Annotated in this window: 20 protein-coding genes; 8 read left to right on the forward strand and 12 right to left on the reverse strand. The window is 71.2% G+C overall.

Translation table 11 applies throughout. The features are described from left to right. The first annotated feature begins 1 nt into the window (after position 1). Complete coding sequence (locus AC5677_RS32635; protein WP_497191475.1) at positions 2–916, forward strand: NADP-dependent oxidoreductase; 915 nt, start codon at positions 2–4, stop codon at positions 914–916. Here the strand turns inward: AC5677_RS32635 and AC5677_RS32640 are convergent. Continuing rightward, a complete protein-coding gene (locus AC5677_RS32640) occupies positions 903–2,456 on the reverse strand; it encodes a PH domain-containing protein (protein ID WP_497191476.1) in 1,554 nt (517 codons plus the stop codon). The two genes, AC5677_RS32635 and AC5677_RS32640, sit on opposite strands and share 14 nt — an antisense overlap. After that, positions 2,453–2,971 carry a PH domain-containing protein gene (locus tag AC5677_RS32645; RefSeq protein ID WP_497191477.1) on the reverse strand — a complete coding sequence of 173 codons (519 nt, stop codon included), beginning with the start codon at positions 2,969–2,971 and terminating at the stop codon, positions 2,453–2,455. The genes AC5677_RS32640 and AC5677_RS32645 overlap by 4 nt, the downstream gene beginning before the upstream one ends. 333 nt (positions 2,972–3,304) lie before the next feature. Here AC5677_RS32645 and AC5677_RS32650 point away from each other — a divergent pair, with 333 nt between their 5' ends. Continuing rightward, entirely contained in the window at positions 3,305–3,919 is a 615-nt protein-coding gene (locus AC5677_RS32650) for a TetR/AcrR family transcriptional regulator (protein WP_497191478.1), read from the forward strand. Between the two features lie 216 nt (positions 3,920–4,135). Here the strand turns inward: AC5677_RS32650 and ssgD are convergent, their stop codons facing one another. Then, entirely contained in the window at positions 4,136–4,549 is a 414-nt protein-coding gene (gene ssgD, locus AC5677_RS32655; protein WP_497191479.1) for a spore wall synthesis regulator SsgD, read from the reverse strand. Positions 4,550–5,093: 544 nt separating this feature from the next. Between ssgD and AC5677_RS32660 the strand changes: the two genes are divergently transcribed. After that, positions 5,094–5,441, forward strand: a complete 348-nt coding sequence (locus AC5677_RS32660; RefSeq protein ID WP_497191480.1) for a hypothetical protein — start codon at positions 5,094–5,096, stop codon at positions 5,439–5,441. A 67-nt stretch (positions 5,442–5,508) separates the two neighbouring features. Here the strand turns inward: AC5677_RS32660 and AC5677_RS32665 are convergent, their stop codons facing one another. Both AC5677_RS32665 and AC5677_RS32670 read right to left on the reverse strand, forming a co-directional pair. Next, complete coding sequence (locus AC5677_RS32665) at positions 5,509–6,015, reverse strand: MarR family winged helix-turn-helix transcriptional regulator (RefSeq protein WP_497191481.1); 507 nt, start codon at positions 6,013–6,015, stop codon at positions 5,509–5,511. Positions 6,016–6,236: 221 nt separating this feature from the next. Further along, the gene (locus AC5677_RS32670; RefSeq protein ID WP_497191482.1) at positions 6,237–8,027 is read right to left on the reverse strand and encodes an FUSC family protein; all 1,791 of its coding nucleotides are present in this window, start codon (positions 8,025–8,027) and stop codon (positions 6,237–6,239) included. Positions 8,028–8,114: 87 nt separating this feature from the next. On the opposite strand from AC5677_RS32670, the gene AC5677_RS32675 reads away from it, so the two are divergent. After that, positions 8,115–8,732 (forward strand): TetR/AcrR family transcriptional regulator, encoded by a 618-nt coding sequence (locus AC5677_RS32675; RefSeq protein WP_497191483.1) that lies wholly within the window; start codon positions 8,115–8,117, stop codon positions 8,730–8,732. Positions 8,733–9,110: 378 nt separating this feature from the next. Here AC5677_RS32675 and AC5677_RS32680 read toward each other — a convergent pair whose 3' ends face one another. Together AC5677_RS32680 and AC5677_RS32685 are read right to left on the reverse strand one after the other, a co-directional pair. Continuing rightward, entirely contained in the window at positions 9,111–9,422 is a 312-nt protein-coding gene (locus AC5677_RS32680; protein WP_497191484.1) for a hypothetical protein, read from the reverse strand. Between the two features lie 239 nt (positions 9,423–9,661). After that, complete coding sequence (locus AC5677_RS32685; RefSeq protein ID WP_497191485.1) at positions 9,662–10,306, reverse strand: TetR/AcrR family transcriptional regulator; 645 nt, start codon at positions 10,304–10,306, stop codon at positions 9,662–9,664. 512 nt (positions 10,307–10,818) lie between these two features. Between AC5677_RS32685 and AC5677_RS32690 the strand changes: the two genes are divergently transcribed. Together AC5677_RS32690 and AC5677_RS32695 are read left to right on the forward strand one after the other, a co-directional pair. Continuing rightward, positions 10,819–11,595, forward strand: coding sequence for an SDR family oxidoreductase (locus AC5677_RS32690; protein WP_497191486.1), 777 nt, complete (start codon positions 10,819–10,821; stop codon positions 11,593–11,595). Positions 11,596–11,770: 175 nt separating this feature from the next. Beyond that, positions 11,771–12,205 (forward strand): SRPBCC family protein, encoded by a 435-nt coding sequence (locus AC5677_RS32695; protein WP_497191487.1) that lies wholly within the window; start codon positions 11,771–11,773, stop codon positions 12,203–12,205. A gap of 407 nt (positions 12,206–12,612) precedes the next feature. Here the strand turns inward: AC5677_RS32695 and AC5677_RS32700 are convergent, their stop codons facing one another. The 3 genes from AC5677_RS32700 to AC5677_RS32710 all read right to left on the reverse strand — a co-directional run bounded on the left by AC5677_RS32700 (position 12,613) and on the right by AC5677_RS32710 (position 15,357). Beyond that, complete coding sequence (locus AC5677_RS32700; RefSeq protein ID WP_497191488.1) at positions 12,613–13,440, reverse strand: DeoR/GlpR family DNA-binding transcription regulator; 828 nt, start codon at positions 13,438–13,440, stop codon at positions 12,613–12,615. 71 nt (positions 13,441–13,511) lie between these two features. After that, positions 13,512–14,393 (reverse strand): class II fructose-bisphosphate aldolase, encoded by an 882-nt coding sequence (locus AC5677_RS32705; RefSeq protein ID WP_497191489.1) that lies wholly within the window; start codon positions 14,391–14,393, stop codon positions 13,512–13,514. 55 nt (positions 14,394–14,448) lie between these two features. Next, positions 14,449–15,357, reverse strand: coding sequence for an SIS domain-containing protein (locus AC5677_RS32710; protein ID WP_497191490.1), 909 nt, complete (start codon positions 15,355–15,357; stop codon positions 14,449–14,451). A gap of 330 nt (positions 15,358–15,687) precedes the next feature. On the opposite strand from AC5677_RS32710, the gene AC5677_RS32715 reads away from it, so the two are divergent. Then, a complete protein-coding gene (locus tag AC5677_RS32715; RefSeq protein WP_497191491.1) occupies positions 15,688–17,133 on the forward strand; it encodes a sugar porter family MFS transporter in 1,446 nt (481 codons plus the stop codon). A 64-nt stretch (positions 17,134–17,197) separates the two neighbouring features. On the opposite strand, the gene AC5677_RS32720 is transcribed toward AC5677_RS32715, so the two are convergent. Then, complete coding sequence (locus AC5677_RS32720; protein WP_497191492.1) at positions 17,198–17,497, reverse strand: YciI family protein; 300 nt, start codon at positions 17,495–17,497, stop codon at positions 17,198–17,200. Positions 17,498–17,645: 148 nt separating this feature from the next. On the opposite strand from AC5677_RS32720, the gene AC5677_RS32725 reads away from it, so the two are divergent. Further along, positions 17,646–18,377 carry an endonuclease V gene (locus tag AC5677_RS32725; protein ID WP_497191493.1) on the forward strand — a complete coding sequence of 244 codons (732 nt, stop codon included), beginning with the start codon at positions 17,646–17,648 and terminating at the stop codon, positions 18,375–18,377. A 48-nt stretch (positions 18,378–18,425) separates the two neighbouring features. Here AC5677_RS32725 and AC5677_RS32730 read toward each other — a convergent pair whose 3' ends face one another. After that, positions 18,426–18,731, reverse strand: coding sequence for a hypothetical protein (locus AC5677_RS32730; protein ID WP_497191494.1), 306 nt, complete (start codon positions 18,729–18,731; stop codon positions 18,426–18,428). Between the last annotated feature and the right edge of the window lie 29 nt (positions 18,732–18,760).

Consider the following 18,760-nt stretch of genomic DNA (forward strand, 5'->3'; position numbering starts at 1 on the left):
CATGCGAGCGATCATCTACAACGAATTCGGCGGCGCAGAGGTGCTCCACCACGGGCACACCGACAAGCCGGAACCCGCGCCGGGCGAGGTCCGGGTGAAGGTGGTGGCGGTCGGCGTCAACCCCCTGGACTACAAGCGGCGTTACGGATGGGTCGAGCAGTACTACCCCACGACGTTCCCCGCCGTGCCGGGTCTGGAGTTCGCCGGGATCGTGGACGCGCTCGGCGACGGCGTCACCGAACCGGCCGTCGGCGACGAGGTCTTCGGCTGGACCAGCACGGGGGCGTACGCGGAGTACGCCATCGCGGGCGACATCGTGGCCAAGCCCGCCGAGCTCTCCTTCGCGGCCGCCGCGACGCTGCCCGTCGCCGGGGAGACCGCGCAGCGCGTCCTGGACGAGCTCGGCCTGAAGGAGGGCGAGACCCTCCTGCTGCACGGCGCGGCGGGCGCGGTCGGCCAGGTGGCCGTGCAGCTCGCGGTGGCCCTGGGAGCCACCGTGATCGGCACCGCGTCCCCGGCCAACCACGACTTCCTGCGCGAGCTGGGCGCCGTCCCCGTGGCGTACGGAGAGGGGCTCGGCGACCGGGTACGGGCGGCCGCCCCGCAGGGGATCGACGCGGTCTTCGACGCGGCCGGCCATGACGCTCTGCCGGTGTCGATCGAGCTGCGGGGCGGGACGACGGAGCGCATCGTCACCATCGCCGATACGCATGCCGCCGAGCACGGGGTGCCGTTCTCGGCGGGCGGTACGCCGTCGGAGGTGGTCCGCGCGGGGCTCGCCGCGCAGGCCCGCCTGGCCGTCGAGGGCCGCCTGGCCGTCCCGGTCGCCGGGACCTTCCCGCTCGCCGATGCCGCCAAGGCGCAGGAGCTGAGCGAGGCGGGGCACGTCCGCGGCAAGCTGATCATCGAGATCTGACCGGCCGCTCCTCCGCTCCGGGCCGTGCCGCTGCCCCGGGATGGCTCAGGAACTCCTCCACGATTCCCGGGGCCGCCGCCACGGCGAGGGCCACGGCGTCGTCGGCGGCGAGGTCGGGGAGGCGATAGCGCTCCTCGCCCGCCGCGACCGCCGCGGTCAGCGCGACCAGCCCGGCCCGCCGGGTGAACGGCGAGGTGGAGAACGTCCAGGCGGCGATCGCCTCCCGCTGCAGGGCGAGGGTGTCGCGGCTGAAGGTGCCCGAGCGGATGACCAGATACCGGCCGCGTATGCCGTGGCCGAGACCGCGGTACGCGTCCCGCGCCAGCCACCACACCGCGGCCGTGCCGACCACTGCGTAGATCCAGGCGCAGTGCAGCAGCACGGGCGTCCAGGCTGCCCCGAGGCCGGCGAGTACGGCCGTGCCGGGGAGCACCGCGAAGAGCAGACCGCGCACCCGCCGCCGACGCAGCGCCACCCGCGGATGCGGCGTCAACTCCGTTGCGGGGAACGGGGATCGCAGGGTGCCGCCGGCCACCCGTAGCGCTTCCCGGCGCGGCGCCGGAGGCAGCAGTGCGCTGCGGCTGCGGTTCTCCTCGCGGTCGCCGAGGCCGCCCGCCACCGCACGGACCAGCGCACCGCCGCCGGCCCGCAGCAGCAGCGGCTCCCGCACCAGCACGCCCCGCAGCCGGGCCCGTTCGATGGTGACGGACCGGGTGGTGAACAGCCCCCGGCGCACCCGCAGGGTGTGCGCATCGGTCCACTCCAGGCGGTAGTTCCACCAGTTCTCGACGTAGAGGGCGACCGCCCCGACCGTGCCGAGGGCCAGCACGGCGAGCAGCGCCGCCGGGACCGTCAGCCACAGCATGCTCGCGCCGAATTCGGTGAACGCCCGCTGGACGAAGCCGATCTTCCAGGGCTCGATGCCGATGCCGTCCAGCACGCGGTAGACGGACCCGGCCGCCGCGAACACGCCGCCGACGACCCAGAACGTGAGCGGCGCATAGCGCAGCCAGCGCCAGTCGATGCGGGCCGTCACCGGGTCCTCGGAGTCCGCCCCGGCGCCCGCGCGGGCGACCAGCCGGGCGCGCAGCCGCTCCGCTTCGGCGACCTTCAGCGCCTCCAGCGACAGCTCGCCGCCGCCGTCCCCGGAGCCGGCCGTACCGGCCCGCAGCACGGTGACGCCCAGCAGCCGGTGGAGGGGAGTGGCCGTCAGATCGACGGTACGGATGCGATGCAGCGGCACACTGCGCAGCCGCCGCGTCAGCAGCCCGCTGCGGACCTCGAAGCGGTCGTCGACGATGCGGAAGTCGGTACGCGCCCAGCGGATCAGGCCGAGCGCGGTGACGACGGCGAAGGACGCGGCGATGACGATGAGGGTGGTCCAGGCGCCGCTGGTGATCCGGCCCCCGGTGGCCAGCGCCGTCAGCCCCAGCGAACCGAGCGGCGCCGCCATCCAGCCGCAGTGCACCAACAGCGTACGGGGGTCCAGGCGCTGCCACAGGGGCGCGTGGGCGGCGGCGTGGTGGGAATGGCGGGTCATGCGGCATCCCCCGGCACGTCCTGCGCCGCCTCGCCGATGCGCCGCGCCAGCTCCTCGGCGTCGGCGTCCGACAGGCCCGCGATCTTGATGTCGCCGGCGGTGGACGCGGTGGTGACGGTCACCGTCGCCAGCCCGTACCGCCGCTGGAGGGGGCCGCGCACGGTGTCCACCGTCTGCACCCGCGACAGCGGCGCGATCCGCCGCTGCTGCCAGAACCAGCCGCCCGCCGCGTACACCGCGCGCTCACCCAGCTCCCATGCGTGCACCGCATACCGCCACCGCGGCATCAGCGCGAGATAGCCGAGCGCGGGCAGGACGAGCACGACCAGCAGCAACGGACCCAGCCACGGCAGCGCCCCCGGGAAGAACAGCGCACTGAGCGCCGCCATGACGAGCGCCGTCAGCAGCATCGGACCGCTGAGCGTGACCAGCGCCTGCACGGCCCACCAGCGGCGGGCCCGGGGATCGACGCGATGGCGGGGCGGGCGCAGGAGAGGGGCGGCGTGCTCGGGCATGCGGGATCACCGGTTTCCAAGTCAAGTGTATTGAGTAGCGGTACGTTATAACGGTACAAGCGACTTGTAAAAGCGGTTCGCCGACGCGGTTCGCCGACGCGGTTCGTGGACGTGATGCGTGACGGTGACTCGTCGCGGCGGCTCGTGGGAGCGACGCGTGAATGCGATGCGTGGCAGCGACATGTGGCAATGGCGCGTGGCAGCGACTCGTGGCAGTGACACGTGGCAGTGCCGTGGGAAAACGGACAGCCGTCGGCGGGCGCCCTTGGCGACCTGCGGGACGACGCGCGGGACGACGTGTAGGACGACGTACAGAAAGAAGGGAAGCCGTCCATGCCCAAGAAGGTGGACCATGAAGCCAGACGCCAGGAGATCTCCGAGGCGCTCTGGCGGATCGCGAGCACCCGGGGGCTGGACGGCGCGAGCCTGCGTGACGTCGCCGCCGAGGCCGGCATCTCGCTCGGCCGGCTCCAGCACTACTTCCGCACCAAGGACGAGATGCTCATCTTCGCCCTTCAGCACATCAACCGCCTGGCCGACCGGCGGATCCGCGAGCGCATCGCCGCGCTGGCCGGGGAGCCGTCACCGCGCGAGGTGCTGCGTGCCTGCCTGTCCGGGATGCTGCCGCTGGACGAGAGGAGCCGCATCGGCACGCTGGTCGGCGCCGCGTACTTCCAGCGCGCCGTCCACGACGAGGGGCTGCGCGCCGAGGCCAAGGACGGCATCCCCAAACTCCGCGCCTTCTTCGCCGACCAGCTGCGCCGGGCCGCGGAACGCGGCGAACTCCCGCTCGACCGGGCCACCGAGGACGAGGCCATGCTGCTGATCAGCCTGGCCGACGGCCTCTCGACCTACGTCCTGCTGGATGTCCACGACCCCGAGCAGGCGATGCGCCTGATGGACCTGCAGTTGGCCAATCTCTTCGGCGGCGAGGAGCAGAAGGAATAGAAGGGGCACGAGGAACACAAGGAACGCGACGAGCGCGACGAGCGCGAGAAATAGAAGGAACGCAAGGAACACGAGGAACGCAAGGAACGGAAGGAACGGAAGGAGTGGATGGAGCGGAAGGGTGACGGCTGACGCCCCGTCCCGCGCCCGGCCGGACGGCGTCCGGCGCTCCCGCCCGGCCGCTCCCGCCCCGCCTCCGCCCCGCTTCCGCTTCCGCTACGCCTCCCGCAGCAGGGCGGCGAGATCGGCGTCGACATCCAGATGCCGCGCCTCGTCGCCCTTTTCGACGACCGCGTAGGACCGGGTCAGAAACAGCCGCAGATCCCGGGCCTCGAACTGCACCAACGCCATCCCGTCGGCCGTGTGGAACTCCACCACGACGCCATCGATGCCGCACGGCCAGATGTGCACATCCCCCGCCCCGGCGGTCCGCCGCAGTCCCTCCGCCAGCAGATCGCGCCCGAAGGTCCACGCGACCTCGGCGCCGTCCAGCGAGGCGGCGGGCGGAAACACCAGGCGCACCGCATAGGGATCCGAGCGGTCGTAGCGAAGGGCAGCCGGAATCACCCGCGACGGCGGTGCGGTCGCGATGAGACGGGCCTGAACGGCTTGTTCGATGACGGTGGACATCGCCGGCTCCCTTACGTTCGGTGCGGTTCCTTGTTGTCTGTACAACGACTAGGACGCGCGGGCTATCGCGACCGTGCATCGAATTCGTGCGTGACCTGCGTCACCACTCTTTGAATGCGAGGATATGCCCTCTTTACGCATGCGAAATGCAAGCATTGCCGCGAAGGTCCGAACCTATTCGTGCCCCTTGCCCGCAGGCTCTCCCGGACGTGCGCAGCCGTACCTCGCGGCGCGCCCGGGGGAGTTGCGCGCGTGCGGCCATGGATGCGGTCAGTGGTCCAGCCGGCGACCTGGCCCGTGATGCGGCCCGTGATGTGGACGGCGACGCGGTCCGTGATCCGGCGGGCGGCACGGTCCGTGATACCGCCGGTGATGGCGCCCGTGATTTCGCCCGTGATGCGGTTGGTGATGCAGCGTTATCGGCTCCGCCGCCCTCGTCCCGTCTGCGATCCTGTCGTCCGACCGTCACGCGACCTGCACGCCCCCGCACCGTCGGCGGGGGGCGTGCCGCGCGTGTCACTGGCACGACCAAGGGGAGGCGGCAATGCCGATGATCGGAGAGGTGTGGCGGGTGGAACGGGGGACGGAAGTGGTCGGCGAGATCACGATCACGGAGGCCGACTTCCCCTGGCTGAACGGGCGGTTCGTACCCGGCCCCGGCTACCCGGAGGTGCGGCCGCATTTCGCCCGTGAGCTGGAGCTCATCGACACGATCGACGACGACGTGACGGCCTGGGAGGACGCCTACAACCGAGCCTCCGAGGGCGTACGGCTGGTGGCTCCGGCCGGGCGGCCGGTGGTCGAGTTCCTGTTGCACATCGAGGACGATGCGGCGTGGTTCCGCTGGAACGACGAGCCGTTCCCGGCGGAGGCGGCCGACGGGTCCGCCTGATCCGCGCGTCCCTGCTGCCTGCGCTCGCTCCGCTCGTCTGCGCCCGAGCCGCCCCGGGCGGGGCGGCTCACTCCAGCAGGCTGCCGAGCCGCCCCTCCAGAACCACCAGCAACTCACCCAGCGCAGCGGAGAGTTCCTCCTGCCGCTCGTCGCCGATGCCGTCCAGCAACGCGGCCTCGTACTGCAGCTGTTCGGGCAGCAGCCGGTCGATGGTCTCGCGCCCCTCGTCGGTGAGGGAGAGATGAGTGACGCGGCGGTCCCGGTCATCGGGGCGGCGGGCGATCAGGCCGTGCGCCTCCAGCTGCCGTACGCGTTTGGTGACCGCGGCACCGGAGGCGAAGGTCTCGCGCGCGATCCGGCCCGGGGTCAGCTCGCGGTCCATCCGGCGCAGCGTGCCGAGGATGTCGAACTCGGGCCGGGTCAGCCCGGCCCGCCGCAGCGGGGCGTCGGCCGCCTGCTGCAGCAGCGCGGAACACCGGTTCAGCCGCCCGATCACCGCCATTGGGCCGGTGTCCAGCCCGGGGTGCACCTGCTGCCACTGGCGCAGCACCCCCGCGACGATGTCCTCGGCCACCCGTGCTCTCCTCTCGACGACTGCTGTACCGCTTCACGTGTAGCGCTTCACCTGAAGCGGTACAGCTGTAGCGCTTCACGTGAAACGGTTCACGTGAACCGTTTCACCCCGTTTCACCGGAGCCTTGGTGACGACCCCGTCCCACGAACCCAATTGTGCCTGCCGTGGGCGGTCCGACGTGCGGTGGCCGTCGTGTGGCGTCGGCTCGGTGGTGCGGGTGGTCAGGCCGCCGGCGCGGGCGCCGAGGGTTGCCGTACGAGACCGGCCAGCGCGTGGTGTCCTCGCTGCTCGGCGCGGGCGATCCGCTCCTGCGGCAGCGCCCGCTGCCACCACTCGCCCGCCGCGGCATCGACCGCTTCCCGCAGCTCCACCAGGCAGCCGACGAGCCGGTCGCGGGCCCAGTCGGCCTCCCCGGCCGCGCCCGCCCCGGGCGCGGGCGCCGTGGTGAGCAACCGCCGCGCCGCGGTCTCCGCGGCCGCCACCCGTTCCAGCGCGCGGTCGATACGGTCGGCGGCGCGCCGGTTGGTCACCGCTACGCAGCAGGCCAGGCCGACCGCCGCGCCCACCACGGTGTCGATCCAGCGGTCGCCGATCAGGGTGTCGGCGGGCAGATGGCCGCCGAATTCGGTCAGGAGCAGCGCCATGGGCGTGACGCAGACCGAGCCCAGCCAGTAGTTCCTCGTGATGCCGGCCTCGGCGCCGAACTGGCAGGCCAGAGCGAGCGCGATCATCGCGAGCTGCCCGGTGTGGATCAGCGGCAGCAGCACGCAGAACAGCAGCAGGCCGAGCAGATTGCCGACCGTGCGCTGCAGCGCACGCTGCCAGGAGAGGGTGGTGTTGGCCTGGTAGATCGAGGCCGCGGTCACCACCGCCCAGTACGGGTGCCCGACACCGACCGCCATCGACACCCAGCCGGCCAGCACACACCCCGCCGCGACCCGTGCGCCGATGGGCAGCAACGGCGATCCCGGAGCCAGCCGCGCCAGTACCGCCCGCACCCCGCGGGGGCGGTCGGGCGCGGGACGCCGCAGGGCCGGCGTCGCCGGGCCCGTCGCCCGCTCCTTCGCGGTCCCGGCCGGCTCCGCGGCCGCCGCCGTGGCGAGCGCGACCTCGGTCAGCGGCCGCCCGCGCCGCAGCTCGTGTGCCCGTTCGCCGAGGCTTTCGGCCTCCGCCGCCCGGCTCGCTTCCCCGGACCTGCCGCCGCCGAGCGCCGCTTCGGCCCGTACGAGGAGCCGTTCCAGGTCGCCGCGCGCGGCGGCCCGTGCGGGGGTGTGTGCCGGGACGAGGAAGAGCGTGTGCCAGGCGGCGTTCACGGCGGCCGCGGTGGCATGCCGGGCGTGCGCCACCCCGGGCCCCTCGGCGACGCCCGCGCCCGCCCCCGTACGCAGCAGCCCGGCCGCGGCCTCCAGGGCGCGCGCGGTGGCGATCCGCTCCGGACCCCGCGGCCGCACCAGCGCCGGCGCCATGCACACCAGCCACGCGAGTGCGCCGGCGCCGAGGGCGAGCGCCAGATGCGCGGGTACCTGTCCGAGGCGCTGCGGCACGAAGAAGGCCGATGCGGCGACGAAGGTCAGGATGAGATTCCCCGGGGGCCCGATGCGCGTCGCATCGCACGCCATCTTGTGCGCGGCGGCGAGCAGCGAGGCGAGCACGACGAGCACGGCGGCGGAGGTGATCACGGACGCGGCGGTCAGCGCGATGCCGAGGCTCGCGACCATGCCGAGCACCACCCACAGCAGCGTGCGGGCACGGGCGGCGTACGGGAGGCCGTGTGCGTACAGCGCGCACAGCGATCCGGCGGAGGTGTAGAGGACCAGGTCCATCCGGCCGAGGGCGTACAGCGTGAGATCGGGAACCGCCATGGCCGCCACCGCACTGAGCGCCGGCTTGTGCCAGATGTCGACGGGGCGGCGCAGCCGGACGGTGCTCCGGAGGGGCAGCGGACGGGTGCGCACCCCACCGTCGCGCGCGGTGGTCGGTCTGTGCCCGGCGGGCTCGGTGTGCTTCCCCATGAAGAAAACATTAGCAGGTGTTTTACTCGTGAATCATCTTCGCCCGGCCCGCCGTCCGTCGCCCGGCCCGGCAGCGACAATGGCCAGGTGCCAACCGCCAAGAAGAAGACGACGACCGCGAACGCGTCCCCGGAGCGCCGCAGTGAACTGCTGACCATCGCGGCAGAGGTGTTCGCCGCGCAGGGGTACAACGCCACCACCGTCCGCCGGATCGCGGACGAGGCCGGAATGTTCGCGGGCAGCCTCTACTACCACTTCGATTCCAAGGAATCGATGCTGGACGAAATCCTCGCCACTTTCCTGAACGAGCTCTGGGACGGATACGACGCCGTCCTCGATGCCGGGCTCGGCCCGAGGGAAACCATCGAGGCCCTGGTCACCGAGTCCTTCCGGGAGATCGACCGGCACCGCGCGGCGGTCGCCATCTACCAGAAGGAGTCCAAGCAGCTCGCCGCCCAGCCCCGGTTCGGCTACCTCGCCGACTCCCAGCGCAAGTTCGAGAAGGCCTGGCTGGGCACCCTGGAACGCGGTGTGCGCGACGGCGTCTTCCGGGCCGATCTCGACATCCGGCTCACCTACCGCTTCGTCCGCGACACCGTCTGGGTCGCCGCGAGCTGGTACCGGCCGGGCGGGCAGCACACCCCCGAGGAGATCGCCCGCCAGTACCTCTCGATGGTGCTGGACGGAATCGCCGTACGGGGGTGAGCCGCGGCTGAGTCGGTCACCGGCGATCCACCGCCGGTGGTCCGGGCGCCGGTCCGCGGCGAGGAGTCGATCGTCCAGGGGCTTCGGCGGCTGCGCTCCTCTGCCGGGGCTTGCCGCGGTGCCCGGCCGGGCTTCCGTCCGGCCGTACCGGCAGAAGATCGGCAGAAGATCAACAGAGAACCGGCAGCTGACCAGGGGGAGTGGCAGCGGCGCGGCAGTGGCAGTGGCAGGGCGGTATCGGGTGGCAGTGGTGGTCCCTCGCTGCGCGCCGCCGTTCCCCCGGCCCAGCACTACGGCCGGCCCGCCGAGGTGGCGGACCGGCCGTAGTGGTGGATCACCGGGCGCTGACGGCGGCCGCCAGGGGACGCGGCCGCCGGCTCAGCAGGACGTGTTCTTGACGAGCAGCGCCCGCGGACCCGACGTCTTCCCGTAACGGACGTCCTTGGTCTCGGCCCTCTGGAGGCGGCCGCGTGGGTCCTTCGCGTGCGGGACGACGATGGTGAAGCACGAGGTGCGCTTGCCGCACAGGTTCGTCAGCTGCACATAGCGGCTGTGCCCCTTGCTGAAGTACTTCCGTACCTTGACGCACTGCGGCGGGCGGTCGGCCGCCGCCGCGTCGGCCGCCGTGGACAGGGTCAGCGAGGCGCTGCACGCCACCGTTGCCAGGGCTATTGCGATGATCTTCCGCACGTTATCTCTCCCCCGTTGGGAACCACTGCGAAGGCCGTTCCTGCCGGACACGTAACGGACCGGCGCCGGTCCGTCACCGGAGTTACCGGACGGGCTTTCGCACGTTCATTCTCCATTGTCCATACGCGCCGGAAGAAATACGGCCCTGGGTGCGCACCGCGCCCCAAGCGCGATCCTTTCGGAACCGGACCGGGGCCGTTTTCCGGGAACCGCAACCGGGGGCCGGGCGGCGGTGCAGGTCAGGCGGTGGGGGAGGGGGGCCGGGGCCCGGCGGTGGCCTGGAGCTCGTCGAGCCGCAGATAGTCCAGCGCCCGACGGGTCAGCTCGGCCATGTCCTCCGTCGGGTCGTCCTGGCGGGCCCAGTGCTCCGTGGCGACGGTGATCGCGTCGATCAGCGCACAGGCCAGCAACCGCACCTCGAGACTGTCCGGCGACGCTCCCGAACGCGCCGCCAGCACGGGCACCAGCCGGTCCTGCATATCGCGCCCGGCGGCCATCCACCGCATGCGGATCGCCGGAACGCTGCCCATGACACGGATCAGCCGCCGCGCCCGGTCGGTGTCCGCGAGGCGCCGGGCCGATGTCGACGTGCCGAACGCCGCGCGGACCGCGCTGGTCAGCGGTTCGTCGACGGGGCGGGTGGCGAGCTCGTCGACGAGCTGGCCGACGCTGGAGGTCAGTACGGGCGTGAGCGCGTCCTCCTTCGCCGCGCAGTAGCGGTAGAACGTGCGCAGCGAGATGCCGGCCGCCAACGCGATGTCCTCGACGGTCGTCGCGTCGTACCCCTGGTCGGAGAACAGAGCCGCCGCGGCCTCCGCGATCTCCATCCGGGTCTCCTGCCGCCGTCGCTCGGTCAGCGTTGGTCTGCCTCGCGCTGCCGTCATCCACCTCTCCTTGCCGTCTGCTGCATCGGGTTGTTCTGGTTGTTCTGGTTGTTCGGGCTGTCTTGGGTGTCTTGGTCGTGTTGCCTGTCTGGGCCCATGTGGCCGTTCCATCCGTGCGGTCCGTGAGGTCCGTCCGGTCCATCCTGTCCATCTGGTCTGACCCGGCCTACCGGCTCCTTCGGGCCGTTCAGGCCGTTCGAGGCTCAACTCTGTCACGGAACAGTTTATTGGCACGACATGCCAATAAAGCGTATGTTGGCCGCGGCGCCGGGGCCCCGCGACCGTGACCGATCGTGCGGCCGTGGTTGCCGCCGCGGCTGCCCGGACCGCCCGGACCGCCGACGCCACTGCGCCGCCCCGATCGCCGCTGCCTGCTCGTCCCTACCGCCCCCTGCTGACTCGCCCTCGACTCGCACTTGACTTGCACTCGGCTCTCCCCCCGATGTGCCCCGACGCGTCCCAACCCTCATCAACTCGCTATCGACCGGTACGCATCAGCGAAGGAGCCGATCATGCCGCGTACTTACCTCGTCACCGGAGCGGCCTCCGGGATAGGCAAGGCCACCGCCGCCCATCTCCGTGAACAGGGCCATGCCGTGCTCGGCGCCGACCTCAAGGGTGTCGATATCTCCGCAGACCTCTCCACCCCCACAGGTCGTACGGAACTGGCCGACCAAGCACGCGAGTTGACGGGCGGGCGGCTCGATGCCGTCATCGCCTGCGCCGGCCTCGCCCAGTTCGCGCCGCTCACCGTCCGGGTCAACTACTTCGGCATGGTCGCCACCCTCGAAGGGCTACGCCCGCTACTGGCCGCCGGCACCGATCCGCGTGCCGTCCTGATTTCCTCGGTCGCCTCGGTCCACCCCCACGACCCGGCCATTGTCGACGCGGCTTTGGCCAACGATGAGGAAGCGGCTGTTTCCGCCGCTCAGGCCGCTATCGAGCGGGGCGAGGGGCATGCCGTCTACGGCTCGTCCAAACACGCCATCGCCCGCTGGCTCCGCCGCACTGCCGTCACCGCGGACTGGGCCGCCGCAGGCATCCCCCTCAACGCCGTCGCCCCCGGCACCATCGTCACCCCGATGACCGAGCCCATGCTCGGCAACGCCGATATGCGCAAGGTCGTCGACGCGTCCGTCCCGATGCCACTGCACGGCCACGCCCGTCCGGAGCAGGTCGCCCCGCTGCTGGCCTGGCTGACCTCCTCGGAGAACACGCATGTCACCGGCCAGGTCGTCTTCGTCGACGGCGGCGCCGACGCGGTACTGCGCGGCGACAGCACCTGGTAACGCCAACCTCCCGCAACGGCCGCCCCGCCCGGGCATATCCCGGTGCACCTACCCAGACCACTGACCACTGGACTACAGAGCCAGCGGCACTCCAAAGCCACTGGCCGACAGGGCTGCAAGACCCATCAGGACCACAGGACCACAGGACCACTGGACGACAGGACCAGGTGACACCATGCCAAGCCTCATCCGCACCACCGTGCTCTCCGCCGACCCCGACACGGTCTGGCGCACCATCGGCCGCTTCGACGGCCTCGCCGACTGGCACCAGCACGTTCCGCCGTCGGCCATCGAGGACGACGCCGACCCCGAAACCCCCGGCGCGATACGGGCGTTCACCCTCGAGGGCACGGTTGTGGCCCGCGAACGCCTCCTTGCCAAGGACGACACCGCGCGCTCGTACCGTTACACGGTCCTCAACCCGTTCCTCCCCGTCACCGCTTACGAGGCCACGCTGACGGCAGCCCCCCACGACCAGGGCACCGAGGTGCGCTGGACGGCGACTTACCAGGGTGCCGAGGAGACCGTCCCCCAGGTCGAGGAGGTCTTCGGAGACGGCGTGTACGGGGCGGGGCTGGCGGCGCTGGAAGAGCGGTTCGGCAGGCCGTAGGGCGGGCGGAAGGGGAGAGAGGCGAGGAGGGGAGGGGGACTGTGGCGGGGGACCGGCGCCGGGGCCGGGGGCCTTCCAGCCTTCTCCTCCCCCGGGGGCCTCCGCCCCACCCACCCCACCCCCTCTCCCACCCCTCGTCAGCAGTCGCGCTCACGCTCGCGCCCAGGCCCACACCCACGCCCAGGCACACACCCAGGCCCACGCCGTATCGGTAGCCAAGCCCGGTCAGCCGGCGGGTTCGGACCGCCGGACCGCCAAGCGGCTACACACTCACACGGCCAGCGGCTGCACGGCACAGCGGCCATCCGCCCCCACGGCACCGAGCAGCCGTCCGCCCACGCGCTCACGCGCCCACACCGCCACTGGGCCAGAAGCCCCGACGCTCGGCCTCAGCCGGTCACGCGGTGTCAGTGCCCGGCGGCCGGGACCGTATCGGTGCTGCCGGACGGCCGGGCCGTGACGACTCTCAGCCCCCGGTCAGTGAACTCCCGTCGCGTTGCCTCCTTTGCTCCGTTGTCCGTGATGAAGGTGTCGAACACGTCCGCATCGCCGACCCGGGCGAAGCACCGCTCGCCGATCTTCGACGAGTCCGCGACGACGACGGCGCGCCGGGCACGCTCGGCCATCAGGCGGTTCACCCTGGCCTCCGCCTCGTCGTGCACCATGGCTCCCATCATCGGGTCCACGCCGTTCGCCCCGATGAAGGCGATGTCGATGGAGATCTGCTGCAGTACCAACTCGCTGAAGGGGCCGACCAGTTCAAACGATCGCGAGTGTGCCACTCCACCGGTGAGCACGATCTTGATCTGTGGTCGTACCGCCAGCTCGTTGGCGATGTTGAGGGAGTTGGTGACGATCGTCAGATGCGGTTGCGGACCCGCTTCCGCGAAGTCGGGGCGGGTGGCGAGCACCCGGGCGATCGCCGTGGTCGTGGTGCCGCCGCTCAACCCCACCACGTCACCGCGTTCGACCAGCTTCGCCGCTGCCTGTGCCACCGCCTCTTTTTCCGCCGATCGATGGGCGTGCTTGTACCGGATCGGCAGGTCGTACGCCACGGAGCTGAGCACCGCCCCGCCCCGCGTACGGGTCAGCAGCTGTTGCTCGGCCAGGGCGTCCATGTCGCGCCGCATCGTGGCGGCCGAGACCTCCAGCTCGGTCGCCGCCTCCTCGACATCCACCCGGCCCCTGTCCCCGAGCAGCTCGAGCAGTGCGTTCATCCGTTCATGGCGCTTCATGGCGCGAGCCTATTTCGTTTCGATCGACCGCGTTGAGGCCGGTCAAGCACACCGGGACGTCGACCATGGCCTCACCCAGGAGCCGGTGCCTGGGCGGCGTACTGCTCATGGACCGGCGCCGGAGTGCTCAGTACGTCCAGGAGTCTCGCCGCCTCCTGCGCCACCGCCTCCCGGGCCGGCTTGATGTACTTTCGGGAGTCGATGAGCGCCGGGTCCGCGCCGAGTGTCTGCCGTATCGAGTGGGTGAAGACGGACACCAGGTGGGTGGAAATATTGATCTTCGTCATTCCGGCGGCGATGGCTCGGCGGAGCTCTTCGTCCGGGACACCGGAAGAGCCGTGCAGCACCAGGGGCACGGGCAGCGCCCCGCGCAACTCCGCGATCAGGTCCTTGTCCAGTACGGCCGTGCGCTCCTGCATGGCGTGCGAGGAGCCGACGGCGACCGCGAGGGCGTCCACGCCCGTTGCCCGGACGAAGGCCAGCGCCTCGGTCGGGTCGGTGCGCACACCGGGCGCATGCACGCCGTCCTTGCCGCCCACCTCGCCGAGCTCCGCCTCGACGTAGACGTCACGGTCGTGACACCAGGCGGTGAGCTCGGCGGTGGCGGAGACGTTCCGTTCGTAGGGGAGGGCGGAGGCGTCCACCATGACCGACCCCACCCCGGCGGCGACGCCCTGGTGGATCAGTTCCGCGTCGGTGATGTGGTCGAGGTGCACCGCGATCGGAGCCGCGGAGCTCTCGGCGAGGGCGAGCGTGGCGCGGGTGATGGGCGGCAGGCTCCCGTGGTAGCGGATGCAGTTCTCGCTGATCTGCAGGATGAGGGGGGTGTTCGTGCGCTCGGCGGCGGTGACGAGTGCCTCGGCGGTTTCGAGGTGGATGACGTTGAAGGCCGCGGCACCGACCCGCGTCTCACGAGCGGCGTCGACGATGGATGAGGTCGGAACGAGGGGCATGGGATCCTGACTCCCTTGCGAAATAGGTGAGTTGGCGTCGGAGAGGCGACGGGGGCTACGGCACGGCCGGGGCCTCGAGCATCACGGAACGCGTGAGGCTGCGCGGGTTGTCCGGGTCCAGGCCGCGGGCTCGGGCCCGCGCCAGGGCCACCCGCTGCACCAGCACCAGATCGGCCAGCGGGTCGCGCTCGTGGCGGACGAACCGGGCGCCGGTCCGTGCCACGTCCGCCTCCAGACCCTCCGGAGCCTGCCCGAACAGCCACGTCACCCGGCCGGGCGCCGCTATCGAGATCGGGCCGTGGCGGTACTCCATCGCTGGGTAGGACTCCGTCCAACTCTGCGATGCCTCCCGCATCTTGAGTGCGGCCTCATTGGCCAGCCCGTACGTCCAGCCCGTGCCGAGGAAGGAGAACTGCTCGGCGTCCACCCACTCCGGCTCCAGCGGCGCGGCCAGTGCCTCCTGTGCATCGGCCACGGCCTGGGAGACGTCCTCGCCCAGATGCGCGCGCAACAGTGTCAGCGCCGTCGTCGCGAACCGTGTTTGTACCACCGACTTCTCATCGGCGAACGGCAGCGCGACCGTCTCGTCGGAGAGCGCGACCGCCGGCGTCTCGGGGTCGCCGATGATCGTCACCGTAGGGATCCGCCCCTTGACCGCGTCGAGGACACGCAGCACCTCGGTCGTGGTGCCCGAGCGGGTGATCGCCACCACCGCGTCGTAGCCGCGGTCGCTGCCCAGGAACGCCTCCGATGCCGCGAATGGGTCCGTCACCCCCAGCCCCGCGCCTTCGCGCAGCGCCGCGTACGACTGCGCCATGAACCATGAGGTGCCGCAGCCGACGACGGCCACGCGCCGGCCGGCCTTGGGCAGCGGGCCTCCCGCGTCCGCCCCGATCCCTGCCGCCTTCCGCCAGGTCTCCGGCTGACTGTTCAGCTCCTGCTCCATGTATGAGGTCTCGCTCATGGCACGCCCTCCCGCGATCCGTGGGTCCTACTTACTCTGCTGCGCAATTCTGCAACTTTTGGCTTCGTTGCAAACGACTCTACGCACTCATGCGGCGGACATCCATCCCTCGAAAGGGTGGACGAAGCAGAGGGGAGTGGCGGGAGGTGGGGAGACGGCAAGAGAAACGGGCAGCGTGCGGCCGTTCGGGTGGCTGGGACGCAGGGGCGGAGGCGGCCTCGCGAGGCTTTCTTGCAGCTGTTGACAACTGCGTGAAGTGCGTCGAATACTCGCAAGATCAGTCATGGTTCGTCATGCAGCAGGCCGCTCCGCCGCACAAAGGACTCCGCCATGTCCATTGCCACGCTCTCCGAGACGCCTCAGCCGCCGTCACCCAAGACCGCGCGCCGCACCGGCAGACTGTTCGCGCTCACCGGTGCCGTCGTCGGCGTCATCTACGGCTATGACACCGGCAGCATCTCGGGCGCCCTGGTGTTTCTCAGCAAGGACTTCCACCTCACCGAGGCGGAAAAAGGCCTGGTCAACAGCATTTTGGTGTTCGGTTCCATCGTCGGCGCGCTGATCGGCGGCAAGCTCGCCGATCTCTTGGGCCGCAAGGCGGCGATGCTGATCGTCGCGGGCTCGTATGCCGTCTTCGTCGCGCTCTCCGCGGCCGCGCCCAGTGTCGTCGTGCTGGATGTGGTGCGCTTCCTGCTCGGCGTCGCCATTGGCATCTCGATCGTGGCCGCCCCGCTCTACATCGCGGAATCGACGCCGGCACGCATCCGCGGCGCATCCGTGGCCACCTACCAGGTGGCCACGGTCGCGGGCATCGTCGTCACCTACTTCGTCAACTGGGGACTGTCCGGCGGCGGCCACTGGCGCTGGATGCTGGGCCTGTCCGCGATCCCCGCGGCACTCGTGATGATTCCGCTGTTCCGGCTGCCGGACACGCCGCGCTGGTACGTGCTCAAGGGGCGTACGGAGCGCGCCATCGAAGTCATGGCCATGACCGATCCGGAGGTCGACGCGCGCGCCGAGGTGGCCGCCGTGAGCGCCGCACTGGCCGAGGAGAACGGCGGCTCGGCGCGCTCGCTGCTGTGCAAGCCGTACGCCCGCGCCGCGTTCTTCGTCGTCGGCCTCGGATTCTTCTGCCAGATCACCGGCATCAATGCCGTGACGTACTACAGCCCGCAGATCTTCGAGGAGATGGGCTTCAGCGGCAACGGCCAGAACTTCCTGCTGCCGTCCTTCGTGCAACTGGCCTCACTGGCCGCGACCGTGCTCGCCATCCTCATCATCGACCGGCTCGGCCGCCGCGTGGTGCTGCTCTCCGGTATCGGCACGATGGTCACCATGCTCGCCGTACTGACCGTCGTCTTCGCCATGGGCGATCTGCACGGCGCCACGACCTGGGTGGGCTTCGGCGCCATCCTGCTGTTCACCGCGGCCTTCAACTTCGGCTTCGGATCGCTGATCTGGGTCTATGCGAGCGAGGCGTTCCCCGCCCAGCTGCGCTCCACGGGTGCATCGGTGATGCTGACGGCCGACCTGGTGGCGAATCTCCTGATCGCCCAGTTCTTCCCCTCGCTGATGGCCTGGGCGGGGGCGGCCCGCACGTTCGCGGGACTCGGCGTCCTCGCGCTCTGCGCCCTGGTCTTCGCCTCCTTCACCGCGCCCGAGACCAAGGGCCGCCAGCTGGAGGAGATCCAGGGCTACTGGAGGAACGGCGGCCGCTGGCCCGCCCCCACCCCTGCCCCGACGACCCCGGCCGCTGCTCCGGAGGCCGCGCTCTAGGAAGCCCCGGTCCTCACAGCGGTGCCCCGGGCGGCGGTTTTCGTCGGCTGCCCGGGGCGGCACCTCACGACGGCAGCTGCTCCCGGTACTCCTCCAGAGCGGGGGCGGTCGTCGTCGCCACGAATTCGGTGATGCGGTACGTGCACACCCCGGCCACGGTGAACGGGTCCTCCGCCACCACCTTCTCGACGGCCGCGCGGTCCAGGCCGGTCGCGATGATCACGCCCCCGTCCCGCGGCACCTTGCGTCCGGCGGCGATGAAGTGCCCGGCGGCGTACTCCTTGTTCAGCCAGGCCACATGGTCCTGCAGCGCGGCGTCGACGCGCTCGAGAGGCGCGGTGTAGGTCAGCTCCAGTACGAACATGCAGGCAATATAGACAATGCCCCTGGTCACCCTCATGGTCACCCGGCCGGCGGATCCGGCGGCGCCCGCCGCGTCGCAGGCGGCCCGCTCGAGGGCGGCGGCGGCGGCCGTGGGAACCGATCATGGGTTCGGTAGCGTGGCGATCACCATGGACACTCCCGGAACGATCTCGTGTGACGACGAACTGCGGCACTGGCCGACGGACGAAGCCCAGGCGCGTGCCGTCCAGGACCGGCTCCGGCACCATGTGCGGCTCGACGAACCCGGCCCGCAACCAGGATTCGCGGGCACCGTCGTCGGGGTGGACGTCGCCTACGACGACGAGCGCGACGTGGTGGCCGCGGCGGCCGTCGCCCTCGACGCCCTTACCCTCGCCGTCCTCGACGAGGCCACCGCCATCGGACAGGTCTCCTTCCCGTACATCCCCGGGCTGCTCGCCTTCCGCGAGATTCCCACCGTGCTCAAGGCCCTCGCCCGCCTCACCCATACCCCGGATCTCGTGGTCTGCGACGGGTACGGGCTGGCGCACCCGCGGCGTTTCGGCCTGGCCAGCCACCTCGGGGTGCTGACCGGACTGCCGACCATCGGGGTCGCCAAGAACCCCTTCACCTTCCGGTACGAGCCGCCCGGACCCGAGCGCGGCGCGACCTCCCCCCTTCTGGACCGGGGCGAGCCGGGCGAAGGCGATACCGCCGGCGAAGAGGTGGGACGTGCGGTGCGCACCCAAAAGGGCGTCAAGCCGGTCTTCGTTTCCGTCGGGCACCGCGTCGATCTCGACCGGGCCTGCGCGCACACCGTGCATCTGGCGTCCGAATACCGCCTGCCGGAGACGACACGGGCCGCCGACTCCCTGTGCCGGAAGGCGTTGGCCGGCGCCTGAGACCGTGGCACCGGGGCGGCTGCGGGCCGCCGGGACGACCGGGACCGGTCACCCCCTCCAGGGCAGCGCCCCGAGCGCGGCGACGTCACCGGCCGCCAGGAGACCGAAGAGCCGCACGGTCTCCTCGCGTCCGACCCCGCGCATCTCGCCCGGGAACACCGAGCCGTCCTCGGTGTTCTCCCAGATCAGCAAGCCATCGGCGAATGCGCTCAGGCACCACCCGCTCTCATGCGTCAACGACACATCGGGGTGCTCGTCATCCGCCTCCGCGAGACCGGCCAGGACCCGCCTCATCGTGTCCGCATCAGGCGCGTCGATCACGCCGCCCCTCACGTCGTACATGAAGTAACTCATGCGTCGATCACCTCATGCAGGGCTGCACA

The organism is Streptomyces sp. JLSY215, assembly GCF_059682825.1.